At 68.3% G+C, this 13256-nt stretch carries 12 protein-coding genes; 9 read left to right on the forward strand and 3 right to left on the reverse strand.

Annotated elements, in window-relative coordinates:
• The first annotated feature begins 142 nt into the window (after positions 1–142).
• The 3 genes from AACG61_RS07555 to AACG61_RS07565 all read left to right on the forward strand — a co-directional run bounded on the left by AACG61_RS07555 (position 143) and on the right by AACG61_RS07565 (position 1568).
• A complete protein-coding gene (locus AACG61_RS07555; RefSeq protein WP_411839387.1) occupies positions 143–421 on the forward strand; it encodes a hypothetical protein in 279 nt (92 codons plus the stop codon).
• Positions 422–702: 281 nt separating this feature from the next.
• Positions 703–1128: an N-acetylmuramoyl-L-alanine amidase gene (locus AACG61_RS07560; RefSeq protein ID WP_411839388.1), complete on the forward strand. Its 426-nt coding sequence runs from the start codon at positions 703–705 to the stop codon at positions 1126–1128.
• A 17-nt stretch (positions 1129–1145) separates the two neighbouring features.
• A complete protein-coding gene (locus AACG61_RS07565; protein ID WP_411839389.1) occupies positions 1146–1568 on the forward strand; it encodes a hypothetical protein in 423 nt (140 codons plus the stop codon).
• A gap of 25 nt (positions 1569–1593) precedes the next feature.
• Here the strand turns inward: AACG61_RS07565 and AACG61_RS07570 are convergent, their stop codons facing one another.
• Positions 1594–2562 (reverse strand): hypothetical protein, encoded by a 969-nt coding sequence (locus AACG61_RS07570; RefSeq protein WP_411839390.1) that lies wholly within the window; start codon positions 2560–2562, stop codon positions 1594–1596.
• 97 nt (positions 2563–2659) lie between these two features.
• On the opposite strand from AACG61_RS07570, the gene AACG61_RS07575 reads away from it, so the two are divergent.
• Together AACG61_RS07575 and AACG61_RS07580 are read left to right on the forward strand one after the other, a co-directional pair.
• Entirely contained in the window at positions 2660–2875 is a 216-nt protein-coding gene (locus tag AACG61_RS07575) for a hypothetical protein (protein ID WP_411839391.1), read from the forward strand.
• Positions 2876–3093: 218 nt separating this feature from the next.
• Positions 3094–5169, forward strand: a complete 2076-nt coding sequence (locus AACG61_RS07580) for a TonB-dependent receptor domain-containing protein (RefSeq protein ID WP_411839392.1) — start codon at positions 3094–3096, stop codon at positions 5167–5169.
• A 173-nt stretch (positions 5170–5342) separates the two neighbouring features.
• On the opposite strand, the gene AACG61_RS07585 is transcribed toward AACG61_RS07580, so the two are convergent.
• Entirely contained in the window at positions 5343–6953 is a 1611-nt protein-coding gene (locus AACG61_RS07585; protein WP_411839393.1) for an NAD(P)H-hydrate dehydratase, read from the reverse strand.
• A gap of 155 nt (positions 6954–7108) precedes the next feature.
• Between AACG61_RS07585 and AACG61_RS07590 the strand changes: the two genes are divergently transcribed.
• The 3 genes from AACG61_RS07590 (at position 7109) to AACG61_RS07600 (ending at position 9337) form a co-directional block, all read left to right on the forward strand.
• The gene (locus tag AACG61_RS07590) at positions 7109–7447 is read left to right on the forward strand and encodes a P-II family nitrogen regulator (protein WP_411839394.1); all 339 of its coding nucleotides are present in this window, start codon (positions 7109–7111) and stop codon (positions 7445–7447) included.
• Between the two features lie 79 nt (positions 7448–7526).
• Positions 7527–8933: a type I glutamate--ammonia ligase gene (glnA, locus tag AACG61_RS07595; RefSeq protein WP_411839395.1), complete on the forward strand. Its 1407-nt coding sequence runs from the start codon at positions 7527–7529 to the stop codon at positions 8931–8933.
• 152 nt (positions 8934–9085) lie between these two features.
• Complete coding sequence (locus AACG61_RS07600) at positions 9086–9337, forward strand: hypothetical protein (protein WP_411839396.1); 252 nt, start codon at positions 9086–9088, stop codon at positions 9335–9337.
• Positions 9338–9376: 39 nt separating this feature from the next.
• Here AACG61_RS07600 and AACG61_RS07605 read toward each other — a convergent pair whose 3' ends face one another.
• Entirely contained in the window at positions 9377–10444 is a 1068-nt protein-coding gene (locus tag AACG61_RS07605) for an alkene reductase (protein ID WP_411839397.1), read from the reverse strand.
• A 234-nt stretch (positions 10445–10678) separates the two neighbouring features.
• Between AACG61_RS07605 and AACG61_RS07610 the strand changes: the two genes are divergently transcribed.
• Positions 10679–13237: a cation:proton antiporter gene (locus AACG61_RS07610; protein WP_411839398.1), complete on the forward strand. Its 2559-nt coding sequence runs from the start codon at positions 10679–10681 to the stop codon at positions 13235–13237.
• The last annotated feature ends 19 nt before the right edge of the window (positions 13238–13256 follow it).

Genomic DNA, 13256 nt, shown 5'->3' on the forward strand with positions numbered 1-13256 from the left:
GCCGCCCATAAGGTAGGGAAAACCCCACCTTCCTTATCCAGGCCCCTGCCGCCGTGCAGGGGTGTTGCGTGGGCACTGCGGGAGGCCTCGCGCCGATCCATCAGCCGGATGGGCCGTCACCGAAGCGTTGCAGACCTTCCGCATGATCGGCGCGCGCCACCCAGGGCTGCGCCGCGGCTCATTGCTGAAGCTGGCGACGAGGAGATCCGAGATGTTCCACTGGTACGCCTCCAGCTGCATCGGCCTCGTGCTGACCGGCCGGTTCCGCCCGCTCTGCGCCATCGTCCACGCCCTGCCGGACTGCCAGGCCCGAACGATGTTCGCCCGCGACATGGACCGCCGCTTTCGCGAAGAGCGGCACTGTGAGCGAATTCACGACATTTGGTTGATCGCAAGTCTGCTGCGCGGCCCGTCGAGCTAACGATCTTACTCACCTGACGTTCACCCAACCCGGCCCCGCCATCGTGCGGGGCCTTTGCATGTCTGGAGACCCCCATTACCGCGAAGATGACCGCGATCCGCGCCCGCTAGGCGCGCTGCGCCGCCCTGGGCTTCTGGCCCGGCCCCATCGACGGCATCGACGGCCGCCGCACCCGCGCCGCCTTCGAGGCCGCCACCGCCGCGCAGCGCGCGCGCGGGCTGCCCTTCCAACACCCGAGCGGCATCACCCGCATCCACGGGCACTGGACCGGCGGCGGCCATGTGCCGAACCCGACTGATCTGCGCGCCTATCACGGCCTGATCCCGGGCGACGGCGCGCCGGTCTGGCCCGCGCTGCCCGGCGCCCCGCGCAGCCACACCCTCAACGCCAACGGCGGCGCGATCGGGCTGGCGATCTGCGCCATGGCCGGTGCCATCGAGCGGCCCTTCCAGCTTGGCACCGCGCCCATCACCCCCGCACAGGTCTGCGCCTTCGCGCGGGAGGCCGCGCGCTTCTGCCGCCTCTACGACATCCCTGTCACCCGGTGGTCGGTCCTGACCCATGCCGAGATCCAGCCGACCTTCGGCATCGTCCAGCGCTGGAAATGGGACATCACCTGGCTGCCGGGCATGCCCGCCCCCGCCGATCCGATCGAGGTCGGCGACCGCCTGCGCGCGATGGTGCGCGCCGAACTGCGAACCCTCTGATCATCAGGAGCCTGACCATGGACAGCATCAAGACCATCGCCCCCATCTTCATCGGCCGCACGCGGTCCTTCTGGCTGGGCATCGTCCCGGCGATCCTGACGCTGATCGACGTAATCGCGGGCAGCGTCAGCGACGGCACGGCCGAGCCCATCGCCACCGGTCTGGCCGCCATCCTCGGCCCGCTGACCGGGGCCACGGCCGAAGGCATCCACGGCTTCATGCTGGCGGTCGCCCCGATCTGCGCGCTGATCGTGGCGCATCAGCGCGGCGGGCTGGCCCGGCCCTACACCACCAGCCCCGCGAAGGAGCGCGAGCTGGTGCGCACGATCGAGGACGGCAAGAGCGCCTTCGAGGCGGGCAATGCCTTCGGCGAGCGGCTGCTCCAGTCGGACAGCACCTCGCTCGCATCTTCAGCCTCACGCATCAAGCCGAAGGCATGAGAAGGATCATCCGGGCTGCGGCGGATCAGATCCGAGACACCGCTTCCAGAAAGTTGGCGACGACCCGGCGTTCCCAGGCAACGCCGACCTCTGAGTTGTAGTAGTTCATCCCGCTCCAAGAGTAACCGTCGGGATAGACGTTGCTGCACAAGCAGACATCGTCGCGAACCTGCAGGACCCCGTCAGGTTCTGCGCCGCTGAAGTCCATGATGATCAACTTCGGATCCGAGGCCCCGTTGAGTGTCAGGCCTGCCATCAGCCTGTCGAGCAATGGGGCGCTGCGGACGGCATCGAAGTCCTTCCACTGGCTGATGGCGAATATCGCGCCTGGCTTGCGGCATGACCGGTGAAAATTCGAGATGAGCCCCGGCATCGTCTCGCGCAGCCGAGCGAAGTTCTCATCGGTCCAGTAGGCGCCTCTGTGGTGGTTCCATGTGATCCCGTTTTTCGGGTCGACCACCATGTCTTCGCCGCTTGGGGGATGATTTCGCGTCGTGATGCTCTGCGATGACGCGTAGTTCGAAAATCGTTCCTCGAGCATGTCGACGAGGGCCGGCATCCGATGAATGCCCAGGCACAGATGGTTCAGATCGTCCAACGTGGACCGAAATCCCCAACGGTTCAGGATGACCCATGGGTGGCATTCGCTGCCTATCGGAACGATGTTCAGGCGGTTCAGCTCGGAAGCATTCTTCTCGCGGAACGCGTGCCGAATGGCGGCCGATCCACCATGCCTCAATGCAAGAGCCTCGATGTCCCTCGGGGGTACGCAGGCTTGTTCACTGCATTCCACCAGCCATTGCGTCAACGGGCCCGAAGGCCCCTCAGGCGAGATGCGCGCAAGCATCTCAAGGACATACGCTCTAAGAGACAGCCACTCATGGTGGTTCGTGAGCTTGATCAGCTCCTGTCTGTCGACTGCCAGCGTTTCCAATATCGTAGGCCCAACCCTCAATTGCGGCAGCAACATGCCGCCCGGCACGGCAGGCGTCAACCTCGAAGGCATCTTTGCAGCAAGGGGTACGAACCGCTTACGCCCCTGCTTCGGTGTTCTTATTTCGTTCGCTGCTGTGGTTCCGAAGGGGATCCCCATGGACCAAGCGACCTGCTACCTGATCCGATGTCGATGCGGCCATGAGGGGCGCGTGGGCTTCTCGCGCTGGCTGCACCGTGATGACGTGCTGCGCAGGACCAGATGCAGCGTGTGCGGCAAGAAAGAGGGCAGGAATCTCCGCATGCTTCCAACCCCCGGATCGAGCGTCGCATGGGCGGAAGACTTGCAGGGCGTGCCGGTGCATCAAGTGTGACGGCACCATCCTCCGACTGCCATCGCTCGCGCTACCGCCGTGCCCGCCGCCAAGGCTCAGGGATCTGTTGCAATTATGTCGCGCGGTGGAGGTGATCCTTAGGCAGCCTTGCCCCTCTACGACGTCAGTATTAACCCGACAAAATCACCAAGGTATTCGACGCCGTCGCGGCTTCGCCCCCAGGCAGCACCGCTTCCTATCCCTCCGAGGTCACGTCGATGCCGCGTCTTTCTCCTTCTCTCCCGTCCCTTCCGCGTCCTGTCCGGGTCTCGCTGCTGACGGTCTCCGCACTGTGCGGCGCCTGCGCCGCGCTGGCGCAGGATGCCGCGAACCCGATCCTGCTGGACGAGATCGTCATCACCGCGTCCGGCTTCGAGCAGAACATCACGGACGCCCCGGCCAGCATCTCGGTCATCTCGGGCAAGGAGCTGGCCAAGCGCAACATCACAAGCCTCAGCGACGCGCTGCGCGACGTGCAGGGCGTGGCGACCACCGGCATCGCCAACGAGCAGGACATCTTCATCCGCGGTCTGGGCGGGCAGTACACCCTGATCTTGGTCGACGGCAAGCGCCAGACCACCCGCGAGGCCCGCACCAACGGCAATTCCGGAATCGAGCAGAGCTTCATCCCCCCGGTCGCGGCCATCGACCGGATCGAGGTCGTGCGCGGGCCGATGTCGTCGCTCTACGGGTCGGACGCGATGGGCGGAGTGATCAACGTCATCACCAAACCGGTCGCCGACCGCTGGACCGGGTCGGTGACGGCCGAGGCGACGGTGCCCGAGCGGGGCCGCGACGCCGGTTCGCGGCAGCTGTCCTTCTATGGCAGCGGGCCGGTCATCGACGACAGGCTGGGGCTGCAGGTCTGGGGCCGGCGCCTGGACCGGTCCGAGGCGCGCGTGGTGGACGGGCTGCGCGACCGCGAGCTGACCGACCTGACGGCGCGGCTCAGCTGGACGCCTGACCCGGACCATGTGATCCATCTGGAGGGCGGGCGCAGCAGCATCGAGGATCTGGGCCGCGTCGGGCGGACCATCGCCGAGGTGGACTTTCGCGGCACCCCGCAGAATGACAGCCTGCAGGAGAACACCCGCGATCACGCTTCGCTGTCCTATGCGGGCCGCTTCGGCGCAACCACGGTCGATCTGTCGGTCCTGCGCGAGGTCGGGCAGCGCGTGACCTCCACGGGCAATGGCGCTCTGGGCCTGTCGGTCGGCGACCGCAGCCCCGAGGTCACCAACACCGTCTATGACGCCAAGGTCACCACGCCTTGGGAATGGCAGGGCAGCCATGTGCTGGTCTTCGGGGGACAGATCAACCGGACCGGCCTGCGCGACCAGAATCCCGGCCTGGGCGACGGCCGGACCTATTCCTTCGGCACCGAGCAGCGCGCGATCTTCGTCGAGGACGAATGGCGGCTGCGCGACGACTTCGCCCTGACCCTGGGGACGCGGCTGAACGATCACGACGAGTTCGGCAGCCACGTCACCCCGCGCGCCTATGCGGTCTGGAATGCCACGCCGGGTCTGACCCTGAAGGGGGGCGTGTCGACCGGGTTCCGGGCGCCGGACCTGCGCTCCATCGTGCCGGGATATTATTACACGACAGAACGCGGCGCGGGCGTCATCGCCTCCAACCCCGACCTGAGTCCGGAGGAAAGCACCAGCTATGAGCTGGCGGCCCTCTACGAGGCACCGACCTGGGAGGTCGGCGCGACCCTGTTCCGCACCGACCTGGACAACAAGATCGAGAATGCCAAGACCGATCGCCGGATCACCGTCGGCGGAACCGACTACAATCTGTGGGAGTGGTACAATGTCGGCGCCGCCCGCCTTCAGGGGGTGGAGCTGACCGGGGCCTGGGACGTGACCCGGACCGTGACCCTGCGCGGCAGCTACAGCTTCACGGATTCGGAACAGAAGACGGGCGACTATCCGGGCCTTCCCCTGAACCGGACACCCCGCCACACGGCCAGCCTGACCGCCGACTGGCAGACGCCGGTGGAGGGCCTGGGGGCCTGGGGATCGGCCAACTATCACGGTCGCGAGGTCGCGGCGGGCGCGCGGATCGGCACCAACGGCACGCCCTATGCCTTCGACGCAGAAGGCAACGCCATCGCCTATGAATACGCCTCCTATCTGACGATGGATCTGGGCGTGGACTATCAGCTGACCGACCGGGTGACTGCCAATGCCGCCGTCTACAACGTCCTGGACCGCGAGGTGACGACCGCGTCGAACAGCACCGAGGGCGAGGGGCGCAGGCTTTGGGTCGGCCTGACCTCCAGCTTCTGAACCGGAGCAGCCGCGCCGACGCCGATTTACACGTTCCTGAGTCGGACACGATATGTCCGGTAAACTTTCAGGGCCACAGGGCTGATAAGGCGCGGTTTTCGGAGAAACCTAAATCTGGTGCGTCTGCCAGTTCCGCCAGACGGGCGCATCACATCCCGCAAGGTCGGGCGGCGTCAAGGCCTGTCGGCGCGATCCGTGCCCGCCCAGTCCGCCAAGACGCGGGGCAGGGTGTCGATCAGGTCGTCAGCGATCAGCCCCGGGCCGAAGCGGCGCGCGGCCTGCGCGTGCAACCGGACGCCCAGGCAGGCGGCGGCAAAGGCGGGCATTCCCCGCGCCAACAGCCCGGTGATCAGCCCAGCCAGCACGTCGCCCGCGCCCGCTGTCGCCAGCCAGGGAATCAGCGGGTCGGAATGGATCGCCGCGCGGCCCGAGGGATCGGCCACCACCGTGTCCGGGCCCTTGAGGATGACGACCGCGCCAAGTCGCACCGCCGCCTCGCGCAGGATCGCGGGCTTCGCGCGGGGGGAGACGTCGCGGCGCAGCGCCTCGGCCAGATCGGGGCAGAGGCGCGCGAATTCGCCGCCATGCGGGGTCAGCACCCAGCCCGGGGGCAGGGCGCGGGGCGCCTTGGCCAGCGCGGTCAGGCCGTCGGCGTCCAGCACCGCGGGGCGTCCCGCCGCCACCGCCGCGGGCAGCAGCGCCGCCGCCCGATCCACGCCGCAGCCCGGCCCAAGGCACAGCGCCACGGGCCGCCTGTCCTCCAGCGCGCGGCCCAGGTCATCGGCCTGATCCACCGCCCGCCGCATCAGCGCGTCGGGGGGCAGGGCGTGTTCCGGCATCGCGTCCCGTGGCGGGGCCAGGGTGACCAGCCCCGCGCCCACCCTCAGCGCCGCGCGCGCCGCCAGCCGTGCCGCGCCGCCGGACCCCGCGCCGCCTGCCACGATCAGCGCCGATCCATGCGCGAACTTGTGCCCGCCCTCGGACTGCTCCTTGCGCAGCCACGGCCCCTCGCTGTCGGGCGCCTGCGGGCGGCGACGGTCCGGCACGTCCAACGGCGGCCACAGCGCCGTCAGCTGCGCCCGGCGCAGGCCGCGCGCCCCCTGGACGCGGAAGGGCTCCAGCCCGATATCGGCGACCAGCAGGCGGCCGCAGAGCTGCGGGCCGTGCTCCAGCAGGTGGCCGGGCTTGGGGCTGTCGAAGGTGACGGTCATCGCGACGCGCAGCGCGTGCCAGGGAAGGGCGCCCCGCCCGGAGCCCAGGACCACGCCGCTGTCCAGACACAGCCCGCTCGGCGCATCCACCGCGACCAGGCGCGGGCGATAGAAGGCGCCGTCGCCACCCTCTCCGCCCAGATGGCGCAGCAGGGCCGCGACCTCTCCCTCCGGCGGGCGGGTCAGGCCGGTGCCAAAGATCGCGTCGACATAGACATCGGCATCGGGCAGGGCGCGCAGCGCCGCGCGGGTCAGCGGCAGGACCGGCCCCGGCCATTGCGCGCGCGCTGCCGCCGCGTCGGAGCCCGGCCGCGGGGGCAGGCCCAGCACATCGACCGTCCAGCCCGCCTGCGCCAGATGCCGCGCGATGACGTGGCCGTCGCCGCCATTGGCGCCCGGACCGCAGAGGACCACCGCCCGCCCGGCCCGCGGCCAGCGCAGGCGGATGCGGTCCGCGACGGCGCGACCGGCCCGCGTCATCAGGTTCAGCCCCGATATCGCGCCGCTGCCCATCGCGGCGGATTCCATGGCGCGCATTTGGGCGCAGGTGACGATTTCAGGGCCTTCGAGCATGATCCGTGACTAATCCTTGGGCTGTCTGGTCAAATTATAAGCAGATGCGCCGGCGAGGCGGCCTGACGGGGTCCAACTTCGCGCTGGCGCATTTACGCGGTTCATCAAACGCGCCAAGCAGGCGACAGGCAAGCCGCGAGGAAGGATCAATTGCGATGAAGAAGATCGAGGCGATCATCAAGCCGTTCAAGCTGGACGACGTGAAGGAGGCGCTGCAGGAAGTCGGCGTGCAGGGCCTGTCCGTGACCGAGGTCAAGGGATTCGGTCGTCAGAAGGGCCATACCGAGCTTTATCGCGGCGCCGAATACGTGGTCGACTTCCTGCCCAAGGTGAAGATCGAGATGGTGCTGCCCGACGATCAGGTCGACGCCGCCATCGAGGCCATCATCGCGGCCGCCCGGACCGAGAAGATCGGCGACGGCAAGATCTTCGTGATGCCGGTCGAGCAGGCGATCCGCATCCGCACCGGCGAAACCGGCGACGACGCGGTCTGATCCGCGCCGCCCACAAAGGAACTCCTGCGGCCCGTGCCAGACCGTGAGGCCGGGTCGTGACTGAGAAGGAAGGGAAGAGATGAAAATCAAGGATGTCTTGAAGCTGATCGAGGACGAGGATGTCGCCTATGTCGACGTTCGCTTCACCGACCCCAAGGGCAAGCTGCAGCACGTGACGCTGGACCGCGACCTGGTCGACGAGGACTTCTTCGAGGAAGGCTTCATGTTCGACGGCAGCTCGATCGCGGGCTGGAAGTCGATCGACCAGTCGGACATGAAGCTGATCCTGGACCCCGCCTCGGTCTATATCGATCCGTTCTATGCCGAAAAGACGCTGTGCGTGCATTGCAACGTGGTCGAGCCCGACACAAACGAGCCCTATTCGCGCGACCCGCGCGGCACCGCCGCCAAGGCCGAGGCCTATCTGAAGGCGTCGGGCATCGGTGATGCGGCCTATTTCGGCCCCGAGGCCGAATTTTTCATCTTCGACGACGTGCGCTATTCGGTGACGCCGCAGAAGGTGTCGTTCCAGATCGACGCGGCCGACGCCGCCTGGAACACCGACACCGAATACGAGATGGGCAACACCGGTCACCGCGCGGCCCACAAGGGCGGCTATTTCCCGGTCAACCCCGTCGACACCGCTCAGGATATCCGCGGCGAGATGCTGTCCACCATGAAGCGCATGGGCATGCGCGTCGACAAGCACCACCACGAGGTCGCGACCTGCCAGCACGAGCTGGGGCTGATCTTCGGTGGTCTGGTCGAGCAGGCCGACAACATCCAGAAGTACAAGTACGTCATCCACAACGTGGCCCATGCCTATGGCAAGTCGGTCACCTTCATGCCCAAGCCCATGAAGGGCGACAACGGGTCGGGGATGCACGTCAACATGTCGATCTGGAAGGACGGCAAGCCGCTGTTCTCGGGTGACAAATATGCGGACCTGTCGCAGGAGGCGCTGTACTTCATCGGCGGCATCCTGAAGCATGCCAAGGCGCTGAACGCGCTGACCAACCCGTCGACCAACAGCTACAAGCGCCTGATCCCGGGCTTTGAGGCCCCCGTTCTGCGCGCGTTCTCGGCCCGCAACCGCTCGGGCTGCGTCCGGATCCCGTGGACGGAGAGCCCCAAGGCCAAGCGCGTCGAGGCCCGCTTCCCCGATCCGGCGGCGAACCCCTATCTGGCCTTCGCGGCGCTGCTGATGGCCGGCCTGGACGGCATCAAGAACAAGATCGATCCCGGCCCGGCCTCGGACAAGGACCTCTACGACCTGCCCCCCGAGGAGCTGGCCGAGATACCGACCGTCTGCGGATCCCTGCGCGAGGCGCTGGAGGAGCTGGAGAAGGACATGGACTTCCTGCTGCAGGGCGACGTGTTCACCCGCGACCAGCTGGAGAGCTACATCGCCCTGAAATGGGAGGAGGTCTATGCTTACGAGCACACCCCCCATCCCATCGAATACGCGATGTACTACAGCTGCTGACCGGGCATCCGGACGGACAGGGGGCGGCCTTCGGGCCGCCCTTTTTCCGTTTCGCGAACACGCTTGCGTGTGGGGGTGCATCACCAGGCCTCTGGCCTGCGTGTCTGTCTGCATGGATCGCGACGATCCCTCACCTCAGCAGGAGACTATCCATGATCCGTCTTTCCCTTGCCGCCGCCCTGATCTCGCTCTCCGCCATGCCCTCGCTGGCGATGAGCATGAACGAGCGCCCCGAACTGATGAAGTCCGCCGCCGACGTCATGACCGTCGAGCGTCGCGCGGGCGATCTTCTGGAGACGCGGGAGCTGGTCCGCCGCGGCCTGTCCGCCGACGACATCATCACCGTGACCGAGCTGCCCACCACCGGACGGCCCGCGGACTTCTCCAGCCGCAACGGCGGCTGACCGGAAGGGGGCGGGGACCATCGGCCCCCGCCCGCCCGATCACTCGGCCGCGATCTGGGTCGCGGTCGGATAGTCGGTATAGCCCTCGGCCCCGTCGCCGTAGAAGGTGGCGGGGTTCTGCTCGTTCAGCGGCAGGTCGCGGCGGAACCGCTCGACCAGGTCCGGCGTCGCGATGAAGTCGCGCCCGAACGAGACCGCATCGGCGCGGTCCTCCGCCAGCAGGGCGGCGGCGCTCTCGCGGGTCAGGCCCTCATTGGCGATGACCGGCCCGCCGAAGGCATCGCGGATCGCGTCCAGCAGGCTGTCCTCGGCCGGATGCTCGCGCAGGAACAGGAAGGCCACGCCGCGCTGGCGCATGTCGCGGGCGACCTGCGTGAACAGGGCGCGCGGGTCGCTGTCGCCCACGTCATGGCTGTCGCCGCGCGGCGCCAGATGCACGCCCACCCGGTCGGCGCCCCAGACCCCGATCACCGCATCGGTGATCTCGTTCAGGAAGCGGACGCGGTTCTCGATGCTGCCGCCGTACTGATCCTGCCGGGTATTGCTGCGGTCCTGCAGGAACTGGTCGATCAGATAGCCGTTCGCGGCGTGGATCTCGACCCCGTCGAAGCCCGCGTGACGCGCGTTCTCGGCCGCCTGGCGATAGGCCTCGACGATACCGGGGATCTCCTCGGTGGTCAGGGCGCGGGGGGTGACGTAGGGCCGCTTGGGGCGCAGCAGGCTGACATGGCCCGCCGGTTGGATCGAGGAGGGTGCCACGGGCAGCTGTCCACCCAGAAGCTGCGGGTCCGAGATGCGCCCGACATGCCAAAGCTGCAGAAAGATCAGGCCGCCGCGCTCGTGCACGGCCTTGGTGACCTTGGACCAGCCCGCGATCTGCTCGTCGTTCCAGATGCCCGGCGTCGCCTCATAGCCCACGCCCATCGGCATGATGCTGGTGGCTTCCGACAGGATCAGCCCGGCAGTGGCGCGCTGGCTGTAATACTCGACCATCAGGTCGTTGGGGACGCGCACGTCCCCCGCGCGCGCGCGGGTCAGCGGCGCCATGACGATGCGGTTGCGCAGCGTCACCGCGCCGAGGGTCACAGGGTCGAACATCGAGGACATGCGGTCCTCCTTTCTTCTGGTCTTGCTCAAGGATGGGGCCATGACGGGCCCGAAAGGGATGGCGGCGGCATCGCCGCGCCGGACTGCTGACCTGTGCGTGGCGCGACGGGTTTTCAACCCCCGCCGGTCGGCCGGGTCGCCCATGCCTCACATCCCCGTCAGGGCGCGGGAAAATCGCCGCCGCACCGCGCGGCCCATCTTCCATGTCCGGGGGCGCGCCTCTATCCACGACGCATGGATATCGTTCTGCTGACGACGTTTACCGCGTTCCTGTTCCTGATCATCGCGGCGGCCGAACCGCTGGCCGCGCGCCTGTCGCTGCCCTTCAGCGTGATGCTGGCGGCGGTCGGCATCATCATCGGCGGCGGCGCGATCATCCTGCTGCGGACCGACCTCTTCGCGACGCTGAACCCGGTCGCGGAGGGCATCCTGTCGCTGCCGATCCGGTCCAGCGTCTTCCTTTACGTCTTCCTGCCGACGCTGATCTTCCAGGCCACGCTGGAGATGAACATCCGGCGGATGATGGATGACTGGGTCCCCATCCTGACGCTGGCGGTGGTGGCGGTCGTGGTGGCGACGCTGACCATCGGCTATGCGCTGTCGGCCTTCGGCGGATTACCGCTGATGGCGGCGCTGCTGATCGGGGCGATCGTCTCGACGACCGATCCGTCGGCGGTCGTCACGATCTTCCGCAGCCTCTCGGCGCCCAAGCGCCTGTCGCGCATCGTCGAGGGCGAGGCTCTGCTGAACGACGCGGCCGCCATCGCGCTGTTCGGACTGTTCCTGTCCTATGTGATGCTGGGCGTACCCAACCCCACCCTGGGCGAGGCCTTGGGACAGTTTCCCGGCCTGATCGTTGGCGGGCTGGTGGCGGGCTGGCTGGTTGCGCGCATCGCGCTGGCGCTGATGAGCCTCTTCAGCGGCTTCGAACTGGCGCAGATCTCGGTCTCGGTCGCGGCGCCCTATCTGGCCTATGTGGGGGCGGAACAGCTGCTGCATGCGTCCGGCGTCATCGCGGTGGTGGTCGCGGGCCTGACGCTGAACCTGATGGGGCCGGGGCGGCTGACGCCCGGCTTCTGGACGAACCTGCGCGAGGTCTGGGGCCTCTTGGCGCATTGGGCCGGCGCGCTGATCTTCATCCTGGCCGCGCTGCTGATCCCGCGCCTTCTGGGCGAGCTGCGCCTGAACGACCTGGCTCTGATCGGCGTGGTCATCGTCGCGGCCTTCGTCGCGCGGGCGCTGATCCTGTTCGGGCTGCTGCCGATGCTGACCGCGCTGCGCCTGTCGCCGCGCATCCAGCGGCCCTATCGCGTGGCGATCATGTGGGGGGGGCTGCGCGGCGCCGTCACGCTGGCCCTGGCGCTGGCCGTGACCGAGAACCTGCGCGTGCCGGTCGAGACCAAGCGCGTCGTGGGCATCCTGGCCACCGGCTTCACGCTGTTCACGCTGATCGTGCAGGGCACCACGCTGCGGACCGTCATCGGACTTCTGGGTCTGGACAGGCTGTCGCCGCTGGACCGGGCGCTGTCGAACCAGGTCGTCGCCGTGGCACTGCAGACGGTGCGCGAGGGGGTGGCCTCGGTCACCGAGAAATACGACCTGACGCGCGAGACGGTGCGCTCGGAGGCCAAGCGCTTTGCTGCGCGCCTGGACACCGCCGTCGAGGCCGCCGAGGCCGAGGACACGGCCGAGATCCTGGACCGCGACCGCATCACCCTGGGCCTGATCGCGCTGGCCGCGCATGAGCGCGAGATGATCGTCCAGCGCTTCCGCGAGCGCGCGATCTCGGCCCGGCTGTCCGAGCAGGCCCTGTTCGACGCCGACCGGGTGATCGAAGGCGCGCGGTCGGGCGGGCGCACCGGCTATCAGCGGGCAGCCCGGCGCAATCTGCGCTATGGGCCCGCCTTCCGCGCGGCGGCCTTCCTGCGAAACCGCCTGAACCTGCCCGGACCGCTTGGCCGCATGACCGCGGACCGGTTCGAGATGTTGCTGGCCAAGCGCCTGATCCTGCGCGACCTTCACGGGTTCATCGACCGGCGCATCCGCCGCATCCACGGCCGCCGCGTGGCCGAGCTGCTGCACGAGCTGCTGCAGCGGCGCATCGAGGCAGTCGAGACCGCGCTGGAGGGGCTGCGCCTGCAGTTCCCCGGCTATGCCGAGGAGCTGGAGCGCCGCTTCATCCGCCGCACCGCGCTGCGTCTGGAGGAGCGGGAATACAACGCCCTGCGCGACGACGGCCTGATCGGCGCCGAGGTGCATATCCAGCTGATGGACGACCTGCGCCGCCGCCGCCAGCAGACCGAGACCCGGCCCGGCCTGGACCTGGCGCTGCGCAAGGACCAGGTCGTGCGGCAGTTCCCGCTGTTCGCCGATCTGGACGACGCCGAGCTGAAGCGCTTGGGCCGCGAGATCCGCACGCGCTATGTCAATGCGGGCCATGTGATCACGCGCAAGGACACGCCCGCACGGTCGGTCTTCTTCGTGGCCTCGGGCGCGGTCGAGCAGGAGGTCGCGGGCCAGACCGCCCGCATCGGCCGGGGCGAGATGTTCGGTCAGCTGGGCGTGCTGACCCGCCGCATCCGCCGGGCCGAGGTGCGCGCGATCACCCCCACGACGCTGCTGGTGCTGGACGAGACGGGCTTTCGGCGGCTGCTGAAGCGCTCTGCCGCCCTGCGCCGCGCGGTGCGCGACAGCGTGGTCGGAAAGCCGATGGCGGGCGAGGTGCTGCGCATGCCCGAACTGTCCGCCGACCGGTCGGACAGCCCGCTTGGCGAGGCTGTCGCCAAGGGCTAGACAGGGCGGGCAAGACACC

The organism is Paracoccus sp. ME4, assembly GCF_046736325.1.
Taxonomy (GTDB): domain Bacteria; phylum Pseudomonadota; class Alphaproteobacteria; order Rhodobacterales; family Rhodobacteraceae; genus Paracoccus.